21 protein-coding genes and 1 tRNA gene are annotated in these 17,473 nt (G+C 45.7%); 12 read left to right on the forward strand and 10 right to left on the reverse strand.

Annotation, left to right across the window (positions count from 1 at the left end; translation table 11 throughout):
* Positions 1 to 3: 3 nt before the first annotated feature.
* The 4 genes from H6550_07470 to pdhA form a co-directional block, all read right to left on the reverse strand.
* A complete protein-coding gene (locus H6550_07470; protein MCB9045963.1) occupies positions 4 to 735 on the reverse strand; it encodes a (Fe-S)-binding protein in 732 nt (243 codons plus the stop codon).
* 7 nt (positions 736 to 742) lie between these two features.
* Complete coding sequence (locus tag H6550_07475) at positions 743 to 1,231, reverse strand: 6,7-dimethyl-8-ribityllumazine synthase (protein ID MCB9045964.1); 489 nt, start codon at positions 1,229 to 1,231, stop codon at positions 743 to 745.
* Positions 1,232 to 1,300: 69 nt separating this feature from the next.
* Positions 1,301 to 1,957 (reverse strand): tetratricopeptide repeat protein, encoded by a 657-nt coding sequence (locus tag H6550_07480; protein ID MCB9045965.1) that lies wholly within the window; start codon positions 1,955 to 1,957, stop codon positions 1,301 to 1,303.
* A 48-nt stretch (positions 1,958 to 2,005) separates the two neighbouring features.
* Positions 2,006 to 2,950, reverse strand: a complete 945-nt coding sequence (pdhA, locus tag H6550_07485) for a pyruvate dehydrogenase (acetyl-transferring) E1 component subunit alpha (GenBank protein MCB9045966.1) — start codon at positions 2,948 to 2,950, stop codon at positions 2,006 to 2,008.
* Positions 2,951 to 3,051: 101 nt separating this feature from the next.
* Between pdhA and H6550_07490 the strand changes: the two genes are divergently transcribed.
* Positions 3,052 to 4,128, forward strand: coding sequence for a DNA replication/repair protein RecF (locus tag H6550_07490; protein ID MCB9045967.1), 1,077 nt, complete (start codon positions 3,052 to 3,054; stop codon positions 4,126 to 4,128).
* Between the two features lie 11 nt (positions 4,129 to 4,139).
* Here H6550_07490 and H6550_07495 read toward each other — a convergent pair whose 3' ends face one another.
* Positions 4,140 to 4,352, reverse strand: coding sequence for a hypothetical protein (locus H6550_07495; GenBank protein MCB9045968.1), 213 nt, complete (start codon positions 4,350 to 4,352; stop codon positions 4,140 to 4,142).
* Between the two features lie 191 nt (positions 4,353 to 4,543).
* Here H6550_07495 and H6550_07500 point away from each other — a divergent pair, with 191 nt between their 5' ends.
* From H6550_07500 to H6550_07510, 3 genes are all read left to right on the forward strand, one after another.
* Positions 4,544 to 4,999, forward strand: coding sequence for a hypothetical protein (locus tag H6550_07500; protein ID MCB9045969.1), 456 nt, complete (start codon positions 4,544 to 4,546; stop codon positions 4,997 to 4,999).
* 334 nt (positions 5,000 to 5,333) lie between these two features.
* Complete coding sequence (locus H6550_07505; GenBank protein ID MCB9045970.1) at positions 5,334 to 6,023, forward strand: YafY family transcriptional regulator; 690 nt, start codon at positions 5,334 to 5,336, stop codon at positions 6,021 to 6,023.
* Positions 6,024 to 6,107: 84 nt separating this feature from the next.
* Positions 6,108 to 6,608: a DinB family protein gene (locus H6550_07510; GenBank protein ID MCB9045971.1), complete on the forward strand. Its 501-nt coding sequence runs from the start codon at positions 6,108 to 6,110 to the stop codon at positions 6,606 to 6,608.
* 158 nt (positions 6,609 to 6,766) lie between these two features.
* On the opposite strand, the gene H6550_07515 is transcribed toward H6550_07510, so the two are convergent.
* Positions 6,767 to 7,600 (reverse strand): hypothetical protein, encoded by an 834-nt coding sequence (locus tag H6550_07515; GenBank protein MCB9045972.1) that lies wholly within the window; start codon positions 7,598 to 7,600, stop codon positions 6,767 to 6,769.
* A gap of 245 nt (positions 7,601 to 7,845) precedes the next feature.
* On the opposite strand from H6550_07515, the gene H6550_07520 reads away from it, so the two are divergent.
* The 4 genes from H6550_07520 (at position 7,846) to H6550_07535 (ending at position 12,057) form a co-directional block, all read left to right on the forward strand.
* Complete coding sequence (locus H6550_07520; GenBank protein ID MCB9045973.1) at positions 7,846 to 8,451, forward strand: M15 family metallopeptidase; 606 nt, start codon at positions 7,846 to 7,848, stop codon at positions 8,449 to 8,451.
* Between the two features lie 348 nt (positions 8,452 to 8,799).
* Positions 8,800 to 9,804: a hypothetical protein gene (locus tag H6550_07525; protein ID MCB9045974.1), complete on the forward strand. Its 1,005-nt coding sequence runs from the start codon at positions 8,800 to 8,802 to the stop codon at positions 9,802 to 9,804.
* Positions 9,805 to 9,893: 89 nt separating this feature from the next.
* The gene (locus tag H6550_07530) at positions 9,894 to 10,685 is read left to right on the forward strand and encodes a carbonic anhydrase family protein (GenBank protein MCB9045975.1); all 792 of its coding nucleotides are present in this window, start codon (positions 9,894 to 9,896) and stop codon (positions 10,683 to 10,685) included.
* Between the two features lie 97 nt (positions 10,686 to 10,782).
* Positions 10,783 to 12,057 carry an NAD(P)/FAD-dependent oxidoreductase gene (locus H6550_07535; protein ID MCB9045976.1) on the forward strand — a complete coding sequence of 425 codons (1,275 nt, stop codon included), beginning with the start codon at positions 10,783 to 10,785 and terminating at the stop codon, positions 12,055 to 12,057.
* On the opposite strand, the gene H6550_07540 is transcribed toward H6550_07535, so the two are convergent.
* Both H6550_07540 and H6550_07545 read right to left on the reverse strand, forming a co-directional pair.
* Positions 12,054 to 12,764 carry a hypothetical protein gene (locus H6550_07540; protein MCB9045977.1) on the reverse strand — a complete coding sequence of 237 codons (711 nt, stop codon included), beginning with the start codon at positions 12,762 to 12,764 and terminating at the stop codon, positions 12,054 to 12,056. The genes H6550_07535 and H6550_07540 overlap by 4 nt on opposite strands.
* Positions 12,765 to 12,848: 84 nt before the next feature.
* Positions 12,849 to 13,244: an OsmC family protein gene (locus tag H6550_07545; GenBank protein ID MCB9045978.1), complete on the reverse strand. Its 396-nt coding sequence runs from the start codon at positions 13,242 to 13,244 to the stop codon at positions 12,849 to 12,851.
* Between the two features lie 101 nt (positions 13,245 to 13,345).
* On the opposite strand from H6550_07545, the gene H6550_07550 reads away from it, so the two are divergent.
* The 3 genes from H6550_07550 to H6550_07560 all read left to right on the forward strand — a co-directional run bounded on the left by H6550_07550 (position 13,346) and on the right by H6550_07560 (position 15,089).
* Positions 13,346 to 13,900 (forward strand): sigma-70 family RNA polymerase sigma factor, encoded by a 555-nt coding sequence (locus H6550_07550; GenBank protein MCB9045979.1) that lies wholly within the window; start codon positions 13,346 to 13,348, stop codon positions 13,898 to 13,900.
* A gap of 8 nt (positions 13,901 to 13,908) precedes the next feature.
* A complete protein-coding gene (locus H6550_07555; GenBank protein MCB9045980.1) occupies positions 13,909 to 14,169 on the forward strand; it encodes a hypothetical protein in 261 nt (86 codons plus the stop codon).
* Between the two features lie 152 nt (positions 14,170 to 14,321).
* Positions 14,322 to 15,089: a hypothetical protein gene (locus H6550_07560; protein ID MCB9045981.1), complete on the forward strand. Its 768-nt coding sequence runs from the start codon at positions 14,322 to 14,324 to the stop codon at positions 15,087 to 15,089.
* A 1-nt stretch (position 15,090) separates the two neighbouring features.
* Here H6550_07560 and H6550_07565 read toward each other — a convergent pair whose 3' ends face one another.
* Positions 15,091 to 16,368, reverse strand: coding sequence for a prolipoprotein diacylglyceryl transferase (locus tag H6550_07565; protein MCB9045982.1), 1,278 nt, complete (start codon positions 16,366 to 16,368; stop codon positions 15,091 to 15,093).
* A 75-nt stretch (positions 16,369 to 16,443) separates the two neighbouring features.
* Positions 16,444 to 17,334, reverse strand: a complete 891-nt coding sequence (locus H6550_07570; GenBank protein MCB9045983.1) for a nucleoside phosphorylase — start codon at positions 17,332 to 17,334, stop codon at positions 16,444 to 16,446.
* A 58-nt stretch (positions 17,335 to 17,392) separates the two neighbouring features.
* Between H6550_07570 and H6550_07575 the strand changes: the two genes are divergently transcribed.
* Positions 17,393 to 17,463 (forward strand) — tRNA-Cys (locus H6550_07575).
* Positions 17,464 to 17,473 lie beyond the last annotated feature (10 nt).

Below are 17,473 nucleotides of genomic sequence, written 5' to 3' on the forward strand. Positions count from 1 at the left end.
CAGCTACCATCCGCTGGCCAGCACGTCGGCTATATGCATCGTGCGTATAGGCAGCTTGTTGTTATCTATGTAACCCTGTACATGCATCATGCACGATACGTCCGTAGTGATCATATACTCTGCACCGGTATCTAACGCGCTTTGTACTTTGGTTTGCGCCATGCCTATAGAGATAGGTTCGTACTTTACTGAGAAGGTACCCCCGAAACCGCAGCAGGTCTCGCATTCTTTCATTTCTACCATTTCAAGGCCTTTCACGTTTTGCAGCAATTTCCTCGGTCCTTCTTTTATACCGCACTCACGCAGGGCTCCGCAGGCATCATGATAAGTAGCCTTGCCGTTTAGTGTGGCACCTATATCTTCTACTTTCAGTATGTTGGTCAGGAATTCTGTAAATTCAAACATCCTGTTGCTTAGCTGGTGACTGTTCACATGCGCACTGCTGTTCTCCAGCAGGCGGTCGTAATAATTACGCACAAAACCAGTGCACGAGCCGCTGGGCCCTACTACATATCCATTCCCTTCAAAGTCATTCACAAACTTTTTGGCTACAGACCTTGATTCGTCCCAGTAACCGGCATTGAATGCGGGTTGGCCACAACAGGTTTGTTTCGCGTTATAGCTTACCTCGCATCCCAGTTTCTCCAGCACCTTTACCATATTCATCCCGGTTTCAGGATATAGCTGGTCTACAAAGCAGGGTATGAACAGTTGTACTTGTATCTTTTCACTCATCGGTCTGTTACTTATTCAGATTGCGGTTAAATTGTATCATTTTCAGTGCGGTCAGCGCGGCCTCTTCTCCTTTATGTCCATGTGCCCCGCCCAGTCTTTCCCATGCCTGCTCCTCTGTGTCCAGCGTCAGTACTCCGAAGATCACGGGTACATTCAGTGTGACATTCAGTTGGGTAATGCCTTCTGTTACGGCTTTGCACACATATTCAAAATGCGGCGTGCCGCCACGTATCACAGCGCCAAAAGCAATGATCGCTTCAGCGTCTGTATGTTCCGCCACCTGTTTGCATGCAAAGGGCAGTTCAAAACTCCCCGGCACAGAGGCTGAATAAACGGTAGTTGCATTGTGCTGTTGCAATACGCGTGCTGCGCCGGCCATCTGCTCGGCTACTATCTTATCATTCCACTCGGTATATACAATGGCCACCTTTGCGTGGGTAAGCCCTGCCAGCGATGACGTGTCTAATAATGATATGCTGTGTTGCGACTGTGCCATGAATAAAAAAATCCCCTTTCAGCCCGTAAAGGTAAAAAGGGGAGGTGAATTATATAAAGTAATAATTGTTTAATCTAATACCCCTACGCGTGCCAGGTGGCGTTCTATATCCTGCCCAACCTGTGTACGTGGGTACTCATTCTTAATAGTTTCGTATGCCTCTTTTGCTTTGTCGGGCTGGTTGTTCAGCTCATATGCCATACCCAGGCGGAACAGGAATATCGGCGTTATAGCATCATCGTCTTTGTTGCCCGATGCTTTCTTATAATACTCGATACCTTTGCTAACATCACCTTTTTCCATATAGGCATCGCCCAGCGCGCCCCATGAAGAATAGCTAAGCAGTGAACCTTTGCCATCAAAATCTTTCAGGTATTTAATAGCATTATCAAAGTCGCCCATATGCAGGTAGCAAACACCTATATAGTGGTCGCACAGGTTGGCAGTAGGCGTACCGCTGAATTTCTTCTGTATCTTCAGGAAACCCGGGTGCTGTTCGTTGCCGTTAAGTGCCAGGTTGAAAGAATCAACCTCCAGCATGCGTTGTGCCCAGGCAACGGTAGTAGCAGCCTTTTCAACACGTGGGGCCTGGTATAATTTTAAGTATGCAAATCCTCCTACCACTACCACCAGTATTACAGTAGCTATAGTATTGATACGCTTCTTGTTCGCTTCGTATTTCTCTACCAGTTTATCTAACGGGTTCTGTTCTTGCGTTGTTGCCATAAGTTTTACTTACAGGTTTTGTATCGTTTTTTTGTGTGGAATAAATTATTAATCTGTAATAAAGGGGTAATCGTCTTCTGCGTATATGTCAGTAAATACTTCGCTGTCATCCGGCCATGGACTTTCTTCTGCAAATTCAACACATTCCTCTACTTCCATTTTTACCTTCTCGTTGATCTGCTCTATTTCGTCCTCGGTTGCCCAGCCATTATCCGTAATGGTTTTCAGTACCACGTTTATCGGGTCTTTATCCTTGTATTCTTCTACCTCTTCTTTGGTACGGTACTTAGCGGGGTCGCTCATAGAGTGTCCACGATAGCGGTATGTATGAATATCCAGCAGGGTAGGGCCGCCTTTTTCGCGGGCACGCTTCACGGCACGCTCTATTGCTTTGTGCACTTCTTCACAGCTCATGCCGTCCACAGCATCACCGGGCATGTCATATCCGTCAGCCAGTCGGGCTATCTCCAGTGTCTTGCTGGTGCGCTCTACCGATGTACCCATCGCGTATTTGTTGTTCTCGCAAATAAACACCACCGGCAGCGACCATAACATCGCCATATTAAAAGCCTCGTGCAATATACCTTGCCTTGCAGCACCATCGCCGAAGAAGCAGATCGTAACGCGGTCGTTGCCCAGGTACTGGTCTGCCATGGCGATACCTGCGCCCAAACCTATCTGTCCGCCTACGATACCATGACCGCCAAAGAATCTTTTTTCTTTGCTGAAGAAGTGCATACTGCCTCCCTTACCCTTGGTACAGCCTGTAGCTTTACCATATAGCTCAGCCATACACTCCTTGGCCGGTATGCCTTTGGCAATGGCCAGGCCGTGGTCGCGGTAGGCGGTGATGATATTATCGTCGTCGCGTATAGCCGTCATAGTACCGGCGGCTACCGCCTCTTGTCCTATATACAGGTGGCAGAAACCACGTATCTTCTGCATGCCGTACAACTGTCCCGTCTTCTCTTCAAAGCGGCGCATCAGTAGCATGATCTCATACCAGTATAAATATGTCTCTTTACCGAATGGATTCTTCTGCACTTGAATGTTTAAATTTGTGCGAAATTATAAAATAATTCGCTCGTTTCTGTTTGAAAAGCCTAAAGAAAATAACATTAGCTCAATTCCGCAACTATTCTGCTGCAAGTTACGCATTTTCTGCCCGTATTACCTGCATTACAGGTCCTAATGGTAGTGGTAAGACCAATCTGTTGGATGCTATATATTATTTATGTTATACGAAAAGCTATTTCTCTGCTTATCAGCAAAATACGGCACAGAGCGGTACAGATGGTTTCAGCGTCAGGGGAGAGTTTGAGCATGCTGACGCGCCGGAGACCATAGCCTGCAAGTGGCAACAGGGCAAAAAAGAGGTATCGGCCAACAACGTGGAATACGAGAAAGTGACCGACCATATTGGCAAATATGCCGCCGTGATGATAGCCCCCGACGACCTGGAACTGCTGAATGGCAGTAGCGAACAACGCCGCAAGTGGGTGGACAGCATCCTTTTTCAGACAGATAAAGACTATATGGAGGCTTTGGTGCAGTATCAGCGGGTGCTGATGCAGCGCAATGCCTGGCTGAAACAGGAGAACGCCAAACCCCGTAATAACTTTACCGAACTGGAGTTTTACGATGCTAAACTGGCTGCCGATGGCGATTATATATATAAGCGGCGTGAGGAGTTCCTGCAAAAACTGTTGCCGCTGCTCAATAAATATTACCACGAGCTCTCGCACGGAAAGGAAGAGCTTGGGGCGGAGTATAAAACGCACCTGCACTCGGCACCCATGACACAACTGCTGAAGAAAAGCCTGCCCAACGACCTGCAGATGCAGCGCACCCTGAAAGGCATTCATCGCGACGACTGGGATTTTACGTTAGATAGCCTGCCGTTAAAGCAATTCGCCTCGCAGGGGCAGAAAAAGAGTTTCCTGTTTGCCCTCAAGCTGGCGCAGTACTCCTACCTGGAGGCCGAGCAGGGCAACATGCCCATGCTGCTGCTGGATGATATATTCGAAAAACTGGACGCCAACCGCATACGCTCACTGCTCAACATCATCAGGTCCGAAGGTTTCGGGCAGGTATTCCTTACCGATACAGACAAAGCTCGTGTAGCAGAAGCCTTTGGAGAAGGGGAGGGCGTGACGTATATAGAGGTGTAGATTTCTTGCTGTTATTTTAACCCGCAATACCTGTCAGGCGGTGGCAGATCTCCGGGGTGACAATTATCTGCTGCCCGGCTTTTTGAACTTGATCTTATTTTGTATTCATTGTAGTTGGTTTTGCCGGGTGTCGTGTAACATTCACAGGTATATTCTTTTATGCATGAGGACTGTGTGACCAACAGCAGAATGACAGCCGTTACAGGAAGGGTGGGGTGTTTCATAATGTTGATTTAAGTTGTTTACTACCTAAATATAACGATTCTATCCTTACTGGTAGAGTTTGCAGGGGTTGTACTATAACACTAATTTTACTCCATCAATCGCATAGACAGGCTTGGGCGTATATCACTGGAGATTCAGATATATACTGAACAATATCAAAAAAATGTAAGTTTTGTATTAATTATACAAAATGAATAAGATAAAACCAGGAGATGTTTTTGAAATAAATACTGCTAGGGGGCGAGCGTATTTGCATTATATATATATGGATGAAAACTTAGGTGAGTTGATTCGGATACTGCCGGGATTATATTCGGATATGCCTGAAAATATACAAGAGATTGTGCAAATGCCGGAAAGGTATGTGTTGTATTTTCCACTCAATCTTGCGTACAAAAAAAAAATTGTTAGTCTTGTAGGGAGCCATCCTGTTTCTGGGTACTCAAAGCCTGAATACATGCGGTCTAAGCATCTGGTACGAAATGAGTTTCTGGGTTGGCATATAATTAACACAGATACCTGGATGCGTAAGTTGGTACCAAAATTATCTTCTAAACAAAGAAAATTATCTCCATGGGGTATATGGAGTATCCCATTGCTTATTGAGAACCTAGAAAAGGATTGGAGTTTAGAAGAATGGATTTAGATTCACGTTAATGTATGGTGCTATAAATAAAAAAGCAGTTTTGCAGGTAGTTTATCTATCAAAGAAATTGAGATGAGGGATAACTATATCCCTTATCGGAAACGTATTTCCCACAGCGCAATTTATACAATACACCTACATCCTGGTATAGCCCGTGACCAATGCTATGCCTCTGTTAAGTATTTTATGTTGAAACCCATTGGGAATGTAGCGTTTTTGAAAATTTGTAATAGTGTGCATTCTGTTAATAATAGCGGAAGTGTTGGCTACGGGTTTATTATATCTCCCCTTCCGGGTAGTTGCAGGGGTTGTACTATAACACTAAATTTACCCCATGAACCGCATAGACAGGCTTTTTGGTATATTGGTATTGTTACAATCAAAAAAGTATGTAACGGCCGAATACATCTGCCAAAAGTTCGACATAGGCGCACGCACCGTGTACCGCGATATTAAAGCACTCAACGAGCAGGGCGTACCCGTTAGCTTCGAGCAGAACCGTGGTTATTTCATTGTGCAGGGATACTTTCTGCCACCGGTTTCTTTTAATCCCGACGAGGCCAATGCTATATTGCTGATGGAAGGGCTGGTGTCTACCATGGCCGACAGGTCGATACAACAACATTACTCATCAGCCCTTGATAAGATAAAGAACGTATTGCGCAGCCAGCAGAAAGAGCAACTGGAGCAACTAAAGCAGCAGACGCATGTGCAGATGCCCGCCCGTTTTGTTAAAGACTACAACTACCTGTCGCAGATACAAACGGCCATATCTGCCAGGCACATACTGGACATAAGCTATCGCAATGCCAAAGAAGAAGACAGTCGCAGAAGGGTAGAGCCCATCGGCCTGATATTCTACGCCTTCGACTGGCACCTGATAGGCTGGTGCCACATAAGGCAGGATTACCGTGACTTTAAAGTGTCGCGTATTGTAAGTATCAATGATGCACAACAACCCTTTACCATACAGGAGCATATACCCCTTGCCGACTATATGAAACAGTTGCCCGTAGACTGGTAAAAAATATTTTTCACCACGCTTTTCAGACTGACATAGGGTTGTCACCCGGCATAGTTCTCTTTGTAGTACTAAAACAAATTAACTATGTCAATGATCGAATTTTTCCTGCAAAAACTAAGAGAAGAAGCAGAAACAACACGCAAAATGCTGCAACGCGTACCCGACGATAAGTACGACTGGCAGCCTCATCCCAAAAGCATGACCATGATAAGGCTGGCTACGCACGTGGCCGAACTGCCGTCGTGGGTTACTATGACGCTGAACACCAGCGAGCTGGACTTTGCTGCCAACCCTTACACCCCCGAACCGATTGCCAACAATGCAGAATTGCTGAGCTATTTTGAAAAGAACCAGGCAGAAGCAGAGGCACAACTAAGCAAAGCCATAGACGCACAAATGGAAGAGATGTGGACCCTGCGCGATGGCGACCAGGTGTACAGCACCCGCTCCAAGGCCGATGTGATATGCATGTCCATCAGCCAGACCATACACCACCGTGCGCAACTGGGCGTGTACCTGCGCCTGCTGGATATACCCATCCCCGGCAGCTATGGTCCCAGCGCCGATGAGAGTAATTTTGGTTAGTATGCACATTACTCATTTTTCTCCCGTCATTGCGAGGGAATAACGCTTGTGGCGTTATGAACGTGGCAATCTCACGTAATGCATGCTTTGTGTTTCTTGAGATTGCTTCGTTTCTCAAACTGGTCCTTGTTTGTAACGAGGACGCCTCATCACTGAAGTTATTTCATATTTGCACGCAATGTGAAGTTGCTGGTGTCGTTATTGAGGATAGAAGTATAATTAATGTGTATTTTCTTGGTTGTATAGTTGAAGTCGCCATCTCCATATACAACAAACGATGCACTGTCTTTTGTGTTAATACTCCAGCCTGTAACTGTCTGTACCGGTATGGATAACGTATTGTTATCGCAATTGGCATTAAGTGAGATTGGACTATTTCCTGCATTACTCATGTTTGCATATTGATCTATGCTATCTGTTTTTAATAGTATGCTCTCTAAAAAAAGGTCGTTATAAAATGTCGAGTTCAGGTTGCTGGTAGACCATAAGACTGGATATAATGTTCCGGGTGAAGAACATAAAAATACAGGATATGGTTTATAGTCAACACTTGAGGCAAATTTACAATTGCAATTGAAAGGGCTTATCACTGTTAAATTAATAAATGACGTCTTTTGTGTACCCCACTGTGTTTTAGCCTGTACCGTTATCTTGTAATTACCAGGTATAGCTGCTCTGGAAAAAAGTATTAAGGTTGTTTTGAATGGGGCTGTGCTGTAGGTTTTTGTGATTTTGCTGGATACGCCAGCCGGTACACCTGAAACCGACATATTGATCTGCAACGGTTCGTTAAGTGTTTGTTGTATATCAATCGGAATAAAAATGCTATCCGGTGTTGTAAGTGTATAAGCTGTGTCATTCGATAGTTCAAAGCCATATCCATTAGGTGTGTTGACTGAATCAGATGGGTTTGTTGTATCGGCAGGGTTATCTTTTTTTTGACAAGAATAAATACTCATCGCAAAAAAAAGCAGGATCATCAGGTGTTTCATAAGTTGTAAGTTTGTTGAACTAATGCAAAAAATATGCCATTTATTGTCATGGTATGGTAATATGATAGCAATGTGTATGCGGTCTGTGGCAACACTCCACACGCAATATTTTCCTCAAACTGGTCCTTGTTTGTAACGAGGATCCAACGGAACAGCGTTTGCAACGCTAACCGGTCCCCGCATAATATTCACTATATTAGTGCATGCTCATACGTACACTCAGCACCATACTTTTAGCCGCTATAATGATAGGCTGCCAGGACGGGCCACCGCATGAACAAGACAAATTCAGGAAGAATGACCTGGTAGAGTTGATAACCCTCGACAGTACCATCAGGCTGAATATTCACTATGCTACCAAAGACAACTTTACAGGTACACAGGTATATAAAGAGGCACGTGCTTTTATGCAACGTCCTGCTGCTATGGCACTGGCCGAGGCTAACAAAGACCTTGCACCAATGGGCTATGGGCTGATGGTGTATGACGGCTACCGCCCGTGGAGTATTACCAAATACTTCTGGGACATTACTCCTGAAGAAAATAAAAAGTTTGTGGCCGACCCGCAAAAGGGCTCCGTACACAACCGTGGCTGCGCTGTAGACCTGACGCTATACCAGCTGGATACAGGCGGGGAGGTAGATATGCCAAGCGGTTATGACGAGATGACCGAACGCTCATACCCGGAATATGAAGGCTGTACACCGCAACAAAAACAAAACCGCGAACTGCTGATACATACCATGCAGCAGCATGGCTTTAAAGTGTACCCCTACGAGTGGTGGCATTTCGACTACAAAGACACTAAACACTACGCGATATCCGATATCCCCTTCGGTGAGATAGACTGATGATAAAGCATAATACGCTTATCCTCCCCCTCGTCATTGCGAGTGAGTAACGCCCGTGGCGTTAGGAGCGTGGCAATCTGTTCACGCGGGGGAATACACGCTTTGATAAGATCATCACGTCGCTGCACTTCTCACGATGACGTGAGTAGGGTAGTGATACTACTGGTCTGTGCATCCGCTTAGACCCGGGATAAATTAGCGTCCGCTGACAGATAATATAAATTTGGATAAATTGATTAAATAACGTATATTTGCTACATAAAAACATCCTGCTCAGGATGATCCTTAACCACCTTCACCAATAGCTCCTCCCTTCAGGGAGGCCGGGAGGGTTAAAAACTTTTCACTATGAAACAACAACATGCCACATTCATCCTGGAGATGATAAAACACGGCGACAAACTCAGGGCCTACCGGGCCGCTTATCCCAAAGCCAAAGGACTGTCCGCGCAGAAATCTGCAGAACGATTGTTGCGGCAGACGCACATAGCTAACGAAATACAGGCTGTCGTTCGCGACATCCGTAGCCAAACCGTATTTGAGACTTATAAGGTAATGCAGCAGGAGCAGCACGTACGTATCCTCAGCGTGATGAAAAAGCGGGAGATACTCAATCAAATTGCCACTTGCGAGATGAAAGTGGGCCGGTATATCAAAGACGAAGACGGTTACCGCATAGTGTACGAAGACCCTCGCCCCCGTGACATCATCAAAGCCATAGAAGTTGATACAAAACTTGAGGAAGCCTGCAACCGTATGCGCGACACCTCCAATATTGAACTCTCCCGTTTTGACATATATATAGATGGCCGCCCCTGCGACGACCCCAATGCCCCTGTCAACCCCGACATTCCCACCGGCCTTATCATGCTCCCCCGCAAAAAGCAAAGCAAACAAGAAGCACCCGCACAGAATAATTTTCCGTTGGCGGAGGTGGGTTCACTCCCGCAGGAAAATTCACTCGTTCCGTCTCCCCTTAAGGGGGATAGGGGGAAAACGCTCGTACCGGAAAACCCACTCGTTCCGTCTACACGGAATGATATCCCGCTTGAGCGGGAGGGGGATAGGGGGAAACTTTTCTCACACGAAAACGACTACCTAACCCTCAAGAGCGAAGCCCTGACCGAAAAACGCCAACGTACCGAAAACGACCCCGTGTCAGAAAGCTTTTACAAGGGTTTTGTCCGCCAACGAGAGGCCGCACCTCCGCCCAGGGTAATGACGGATGAAGAGATAGAACGTTTTAAAAATGAAGAGAACAGGAAACATTTGGAAACAAATCATGGTTCAGGCACCCTGACCGGTAAAATGTACTTCCCCGAAAAATACCCCAAACCCGGCGATGATATTTGATCCGGTTGCTGCATAGTTGCATAAATTGATAAATTATTACATATTTACATGGTTCAACCTGCTTTGTTTACTTTAAAAACGAACTACTTATGAAACTGAGGTCTGTACTCCTGCTGGGCGCAACGCTGTCTATGGTATTGTTTCAGAACTGCCGTAAAGAAAAGGCGGACATCATCCCCACCATCACTGTAGATACAACCACGCACGAAGAAGCGCACTGGAACTACGAGCAGCCCGAAACATGGGGCGGTGTCAGCGGCGACTGCCAGGGTGTGATACAGTCACCTATCGACATCAACACATTTGCGACCCTTAAAGCGGTATTGCCACCACTGGAGTTCAATTACAATGATTTTCCTATATCAATAATTGACAACGGCCATACCATACAGGTAAACACTAATACCAGCGATGCTGTGAATACGGTTACCTACAATGGTAAGCAGTATAAGTTGAAGCAATTCCATTTTCACGCTAAAAGCGAGCATACCATCAATGGCTATCACACGCCTATGGAGATGCACCTGGTACACGCCAACGACGATGGTGAGATCATGGTGGTAGGCCTGATGATAGAGCAGGGAGATACACCCAATGCACTGATAGATGCAGTATGGAGCAACCTGCCCGGCGAAAAGATGCATGAGCATACAACAGGTACGTACATCAATCTCAACACGATATTACCCCTGTCACCGGGTTACTTCAACTATATCGGTTCGCTCACCACGCCGCCTTGTTCCATGGGCCTGCAGTGGATGGTGATGAAAACACCGGTAAAGCTGAGTGCAGATCAGATAGCTACTTTCCGTGCGCTGTACGATCATAACTACCGCCCCACACAAAAGCTCAACAACAGGATAGTATACGAGAAGAACTGACGGTTTGGATGTGCATATCTTCCGCCTCGCTGATATGATACAACTATTAACATCATACCTTGTTATACCTGTGTAGCTTTGCTAAAAAGGTATCAGTATGAAACAAGTTGTAATATTAGGAGCAGGTTTTGCCGGGTTACAACTGGCTCGCAGGCTGGATGCTAAATACTACGAGGTGACACTCATAGACAAGTATAACTTTCACCAGTTTCAGCCTTTGTTCTACCAGGTGGCAACCGCCCGTCTCGAGCCCAGTTCGGTATCGTTCCCGCTGCGTAAGGTCTTTCAGCGCAAGCCCAATGTGCATGTCAGGATAACGGAGGTAAACAGGATAGACACGCAGGCACAGCAGGTACACACCGCAGATGGCGACTTTGCTTACGACTACCTGGTGGTGGCTACCGGCTGTACTTCCAACTACTTCGGCAATGCCAATATCGAAAAGTATGCCTTCCCAATGAAGTCGACCACGGAGGCGATAGCCTTGAGGAACCGCATACTGCTCAACTTCGAGGACGCACTCAGCGCTACGCCGGACGAGCTTGAGCGCATCATGAACATAGTGATAGTAGGTGGCGGCCCTACTGGTGTTGAATTGGCAGGGTCTCTGGCAGAGATGAAGACCCGTATACTACCTAAAGACTATCCTGATATGGACTTCAGCAAGCTGGGCATATACCTGCTGGAAGGGCAGGACACTACGCTGGCAGCCATGAGCGAAAAGTCGCAGCAAACGTCTATGCGCTACCTGAAAACCATGGGTGTGCAGCTATGGACCAACACAATGGTAGAAGATTATGACGGTAACCAGGTGACCACCAAAGATGGCCGCACTATCCCGACTAATACTATGATATGGGCAGCAGGTATATCTGGTAATGTACCCGTGGGCATACCCAAAGAGTCGCTGGTGCGTGGCAACCGTATCCGGGTCAATCAACTGGCTGAGGTAGCGGGCGTAGATAATGTATTCGCCATAGGCGATGTGGCATATATGGAGAATGAAGCATGGCCCAAAGGACACCCGCAATTGGGCAATGTGGCTGTGAATGCAGGTGTGCACCTGGCTAAGAACCTGAAAAGGCTGGCAAAGGGGAAAGAGATGCTGCCCTTCAAATACAAGAACCCCGGCACTATGGCCACTGTAGGCAAGAGCAAAGCCGTCTGCGACCTGCCTTTGCTGAGCTTTACAGGGCTGCCCGCATGGCTGTTCTGGATGGCACTACACCTGATGCTGATAGTAAGTGTACGCAACAGGTTGTTCATCTTCATCAACTGGGCCATCAGCTACTTTACTAACGATACTACGCTCAGGCTGATACTGCTACCCACCCGCAAGCAGATTGAGCTATTGAAGAGAAGCGGGGCTTAAGCCGCTTCTATCTGGCGTACTAATGCCCGTTTGGCAATGGGCAGCAGTGTCTCTTTCAGCGGCACTTCAAGGTTACTCTCAACAAAGTACACGGCCGGGTTGGGTAGTGTGCGTATGCTCTTTATGATCTGCGTCTTTATGTGCTCATAAGTAATAGATATGTTCTTTGCATAACGGTCTATATACACCATCTTGACAGCTTTATAGCGGGTGTCATTATGTTGCAGCATGCTGATGGTGTAGTTGTAGGCATGTACTTCATGCTGCTGCTTATAGCGCAACAGCATATAGCCTTCATTCTTATACAGCGGCATAATACCTACGGGCTCTATGTTCAGCTGTTGTTCTACCAGTTCGTATATGCCTGTTCCATCGTCAATAGTATGCTTCATCCTGTCTATGGCAAAGCTTACGATCTCTTCCAGTTCGGCCATCATGGCATTGTCCTTCAGCATCTCGGTATACACCAGTTGCAGCCGTTCCAGGTTCACCTGGCTCAGTTGACGTGGAAAGCTGTTCTGCAAAAGTTGTTTGTTCTTTCTGAAGTCTTCCAGGTTGCGGTAGTGAAAGATGACATCCGCAAGTTGAGGGTACAGCTTGTTATCGTTAAAGTATTTGTTCACTTCCTGCAGGTAGGCCAGCAGCTTGTATTTCTGCAGCTCAAAATCAATATAGCCATCCAGGAACCATGTTTCGCTGAGTGCCATAAGTTGCAATTTAAGGTTACCCTAATTTACGAATAAATGCTTTATGTAGCTTCTGTATCGAATTCAGTTATGACATAAATATGATCATTTTAACACTGTTTCAATAGTTATGGGATTGCTGAGTGTAAAGTGTATCGGGCACTTGTCGGCTATCTGCAACAGGCGTTTGGTCATGTCTTCATCAAGATCGCCGGTCATGGTCACTTCTTTTTTGAAGTGGCTGGTGCGTGTGTCTTTGTCCCGCTCGTAAGTTACAATGATAGATACCGTTTCCAGAGGCCATTCTTTTCGGTCGGCATACATACGCATGGTAATGCAGGAGCATGCTCCTAATGCAGAAGCCAGCAATTCGCCCGGGGCAAAGCCCAGGTTCTGTCCTCCGGCATCAAAGGGTTCATCAGCTACTATGTCGTTGCCAGCTGAGGAATGTATGCGGGTGATGTACTTGTCTTTGCCTATTACAGATGTGGTCTGTCTCATGAGTTATTGTGTATTGATCCTTAATTTATATTAAAATGTTGATATTTGCCTGAATCTAAGTTGTAATACAACGTAAAATTAGCTAACCAGAGGCGTACAATATGTTACATACGTTACACCCCGAACAATGGGTAGACAATTATGCTGATAAGCTGTATGCTTTTGCCAAGGCCAGGGTCTCGTCAGAAGAAACAGCCCGTGACATAGTACAGGATACCTTTCTGAGCGCCTGGAAGGCCAGGGAAGGGTTCAGGGGAGAGGCATCTGAAAAAAGCTGGTTATACACTATTTGCCGAAATAAGATAACTGACCATTATCGCAAGGCAGCCCACTCGCTTGAGGAATTGGGTATGGATGATTATGGCTCAGATCTGTTTACCGATGAGGGACATTGGCGAAAAGACCGCCTGCCTGAAGAGTGGCAAACCACTTCTGCGCGATTAGAAACGAAAGAGTTCTACAACGTATTAGACTTCTGTAAGAACAAATTGAAAGAACTCCAGAAAGCTGTTTTCGTGATGAAGTATATAGATGATATAGATACGGATGAAATTTGTAAGATTCTTAATATTACCCCGTCTAATTACTGGGTACTGGTGCACAGGGCGAAACTTCAGTTGAGAGATTGCCTGGATAAAAGCTGGTTTAAAAAATAATACCTGATATGATAGGCATGATTAGTTGTAAGGAGGCAACTTACCTGGTTTCTAAAAAAGAACAGGGTAAGATAACCATTGCGGAGCGGATAAGGCTGTCATTACATTTAATGATCTGTAAGTTTTGTAAGCGTTTTGAAAAACAGAATAAGATAATTACAGAGCATGCAAAGCGGTTGGAACATGTCTTGTATAATGATGGGGAAACGACATTGCCTGATTCATATAAGGAGCACATCAGGTCGTCAGTGACAGGCAATAATGATTAATCATGTATTAATTGAAACAGACACAGTTATAAGCATTGCAGTTGCACGCAGGTAATACTTATCAAGTATAGCGTTGTCAAGGTTCTTTTTAAAGTGGTTTTCCCTTTTGGGTATTATCATCTATTTTTGCCAGCAAAACAGCACTGTTTCTTATGAAATTTCCGGGATCGAAAGGTAAAATACTGCTATTGTGCTCATTAATAAGTACCACAGCATTTGCACAAAGAGGTGCTATTGAAGTTGCTTTAGGCGGAGGTATGAGTATTAATAGCAACCCGGGTAAAAATATGACCTATAAGGGCAGTAAAATGACCCTTAACTATTCTTCCGGTTTTAGCCTGATGTTCAATCCACACCGTAGCGTTTCTGCCGGCATAGAAGCCCGGATGTTGGAGTTATCTCGTAAATCGCCCGATGTAACCTATCCCACTTATCTTAAAACAACCATAGGCGGTGATAATCGCAGATTTGTTTACTCTAAGTCACTACTATCCGGTGCTGTAGTAGTAAACGGGAAATATAACCTTCCGAGAGGATATGCATATGGTGGTGGCGCACTAGGTTATGCATTATCAACCCATGATTCAAAAACTTTCAACACCAATAAAGAGTCATATAGGGCACCTGATGGAGGTAATGGTATAATGTTTGGTCTCCAGGCTGGTTATACCCATGGTATAAGCGAGGCCTCTGCAGTATTCGTGGATATAGCTTTAAGGAATTATTCACTGAAATATGATGCAGGCGCACCCGAAGTACGTCCATACGAGGACCTGCATTATAACATAACAGCATATACTATTACTGCAGGTTTAAAGCTACGTATCATGCCTAAATACAGGTTGCAGAATGACATACCTGCATTCAGAGGCAGGGGACGTAGCTACAAGCCACGCAGAATAAGAGGACCAAGGAGGTAAACTATGATAGTTGCATCTCCTTCTTCTTTTTCCTGACCATAAATAGCAGTATCAGACCGGTAATAACCAGTACCGTCGAGATGATCTCGGCCTGTGTGGGGTGAATAAAACCAAGATCATATTTATAGTTCACACGTATCTTCTCTACAAAGAAGCGCTCCAGGCCATTCATTATAAGGTATATTCCGAACAGTTGGAGAGGATACTTCATTCGTGTACGTAAAGCCCAAAGAATTGCAAATAATACCATGCATGCTACAAACTCATATATAGGAGTAGGGAATACACTAACCGGTAATACACCACAGTAGTTGCCTGCACATCCCGGTAGCAATACGCCGTCGTGGTTTACATTATGTGCATAGTTCATGCCATACAGCCAATCGGGTAGCCATGAAGGAGCGGGCGCATAAATATGTGGTATGGTCAGTACGTCTTTGTAATAGGCAGATACCCGCTCTACAACCTGGTCGAATTCACCAGCAGCAGCCAGATGGAGTGAGCCATCAGAGCCGGTGATATACGCACTGTTGAATATGCCCCAATCGCCATCTCCCGCAAAATGGCAGCCCAGTCGTCCCAACCCATAGGCCAATATAAGCCCCGGGGCAGCAGCATCGCAAATGTGTACAAATTTCATATTGTGCTTACGAGCATAGAAATACAGCGAAATCGTAGCAACTATCAGCCCTCCGTAAAAGGTGAGGCCTGAAGAGGAGAACAGGTTACCAATAGGATCGGCAAGGAACTGGTCCCATGTTTCAAAAGCATTGAATATTTTCGCTCCTGCCATGCCCGATACCGCAGCTATGAGCAATATCTCGAGGGCCCTTTGGTGAGGGTGTGTGGTTACTTTGCGCAGTTCTGGTTCCGGCAATTGTTGTTGCTTCTTCTCCCGAATTTTCATAGCAGCCAAAAATCCGGCACCAACAACGGCGCCTAACATACTGCCTTTCATCGAGAATATGTAGCCAAGCGGATCCGGCGACACTTCGGCTGTATGTCCGATCATGCCAAAGACCTTGAACCCGATAAGCAACCCGGAAAGGGCAGACCATACGATCTCGGCGGTTGTAGCCGGTTTTCCCACTTCTATGGTTGATGTAGTGGGATGCAATAAACCAAGCGTTTCTTTGCGCTTAAGTTCAAGCGAGAGTGTCCATGCCGCTGCCAGGAAAGCCAGGGCTACAAAAAATCCAAATGTCTTAAAGATGCCCAGCCATTCGGGCATGTCTGTGCCTAAAAGGCTCTGAAGCAAATACTGAAAATCGGGATACATAAAATCGTGTGTAAAACTAATAAAGTTGAGCTTTTGAAACGCATTACATTGTTATTGTTTAAGAATAGCTTAACGCTATATGTGTTCTATAATGCTCAATGTGTGTTTGATCATATACTCAATATCTGCATCAATGTTATGCGACATGGTGTTATTTATCCGATTATTGACCACCATGCTGATGGAACAGCAACGATGTCCCAGTACTTTGCCGAGTCCGTACATCGCAGCGGTTTCCATTTCGAAATTGGTCACCCGCAGGTCGCGTGTACTGAAGGTAGACATTGCATCTACGAGATAAGGGAAGTTCAATTGACCTCTGATTGCCCTTCCCTGTGGTGCGTAGAACCCCGGGCAGGTGACCGTTATGCCTTGTATATATTCTTTTGCAAAATATTTTCTCAGTGCAATGGAGCCTTCTGCTATATAGGGTAGGATAGCACTGCCCTGCAGACGGGTGTGCTGCATGAATCCATCCATAATAAAACGCTCGTCGGCATTACGCTCCATTTTGTAATAATGCAGCAGGTTGTCCAGCCCTATACCATAAGACGAAGTGATCATACTCCCTGCTGCAATATCAGCCTGCAGGCTGCCGCACGTGCCCAACCTTATGATGGAAAGTGTACGTTTATGTTCAACAGGCCTTTTTGTGTTGAAGTCAATATTTGCCAAAGCATCCAACTCGTTCATCACGATGTCCATATTATCAGGACCGATGCCTGAACTAACCACCATTACCTGCTTTTTACCTATGTAGCCTGTATGGCAAACGAACTCCCTGTGTGCAGATCTATGGGTTATCTTATCAAAATATTTTGACACTACAGGTACCCTTGCAGGGTCGCCCACTGTAATAACAGTATCGGCCAGATGTTGCGGAGCAATACCCAGGTGATATATGTTGCCTTTTTGTGTTATCAGCAGTTCTGCATCGCCCAACTGACGGGGATTTAAATGCTCCATAATTTTCCTGTTTGCTGTTGTAAAGAAACGATTTTTTACTACATTTGCAATCCTTCACGGTCACGTGGCCGAGTGGCTAGGCAGAGGTCTGCAAAACCTCGTACAGCGGTTCGAATCCGCTCGTGACCTCAGCAAATTC

Source organism: Chitinophagales bacterium (genome assembly GCA_020636495.1).
In the GTDB taxonomy this organism is placed as follows: Bacteria; Bacteroidota; Bacteroidia; order Chitinophagales; family Chitinophagaceae; genus UBA5543.

Bases quoted from the DNA above. Each gene is read 5' to 3' on its own strand.
- H6550_07470 (MCB9045963.1), bottom strand. From the start codon at position 735: ATGAGTGAAAAGATACAAGTACAACTGTTCATACCCTGCTTTGTAGAC.
- H6550_07475 (MCB9045964.1), bottom strand. From the start codon at position 1,231: ATGGCACAGTCGCAACACAGCATATCATTATTAGACACGTCATCGCTG.
- H6550_07480 (MCB9045965.1), bottom strand. From the start codon at position 1,957: ATGGCAACAACGCAAGAACAGAACCCGTTAGATAAACTGGTAGAGAAA.
- pdhA (MCB9045966.1), bottom strand. From the start codon at position 2,950: ATGCTACTGATGCGCCGCTTTGAAGAGAAGACGGGACAGTTGTACGGC.
- H6550_07495 (MCB9045968.1), bottom strand. From the start codon at position 4,352: ATGAAACACCCCACCCTTCCTGTAACGGCTGTCATTCTGCTGTTGGTC.
- H6550_07500 (MCB9045969.1), top strand. From the start codon at position 4,544: ATGAATAAGATAAAACCAGGAGATGTTTTTGAAATAAATACTGCTAGG.
- H6550_07505 (MCB9045970.1), top strand. From the start codon at position 5,334: ATGAACCGCATAGACAGGCTTTTTGGTATATTGGTATTGTTACAATCA.
- H6550_07510 (MCB9045971.1), top strand. From the start codon at position 6,108: ATGTCAATGATCGAATTTTTCCTGCAAAAACTAAGAGAAGAAGCAGAA.
- H6550_07515 (MCB9045972.1), bottom strand. From the start codon at position 7,600: ATGAAACACCTGATGATCCTGCTTTTTTTTGCGATGAGTATTTATTCT.
- H6550_07520 (MCB9045973.1), top strand. From the start codon at position 7,846: ATGATAGGCTGCCAGGACGGGCCACCGCATGAACAAGACAAATTCAGG.
- H6550_07525 (MCB9045974.1), top strand. From the start codon at position 8,800: ATGAAACAACAACATGCCACATTCATCCTGGAGATGATAAAACACGGC.
- H6550_07530 (MCB9045975.1), top strand. From the start codon at position 9,894: ATGAAACTGAGGTCTGTACTCCTGCTGGGCGCAACGCTGTCTATGGTA.
- H6550_07535 (MCB9045976.1), top strand. From the start codon at position 10,783: ATGAAACAAGTTGTAATATTAGGAGCAGGTTTTGCCGGGTTACAACTG.
- H6550_07540 (MCB9045977.1), bottom strand. From the start codon at position 12,764: ATGGCACTCAGCGAAACATGGTTCCTGGATGGCTATATTGATTTTGAG.
- H6550_07545 (MCB9045978.1), bottom strand. From the start codon at position 13,244: ATGAGACAGACCACATCTGTAATAGGCAAAGACAAGTACATCACCCGC.
- H6550_07550 (MCB9045979.1), top strand. From the start codon at position 13,346: ATGTTACATACGTTACACCCCGAACAATGGGTAGACAATTATGCTGAT.
- H6550_07555 (MCB9045980.1), top strand. From the start codon at position 13,909: ATGATAGGCATGATTAGTTGTAAGGAGGCAACTTACCTGGTTTCTAAA.
- H6550_07560 (MCB9045981.1), top strand. From the start codon at position 14,322: ATGAAATTTCCGGGATCGAAAGGTAAAATACTGCTATTGTGCTCATTA.
- H6550_07565 (MCB9045982.1), bottom strand. From the start codon at position 16,368: ATGTATCCCGATTTTCAGTATTTGCTTCAGAGCCTTTTAGGCACAGAC.
- H6550_07570 (MCB9045983.1), bottom strand. From the start codon at position 17,334: ATGGAGCATTTAAATCCCCGTCAGTTGGGCGATGCAGAACTGCTGATA.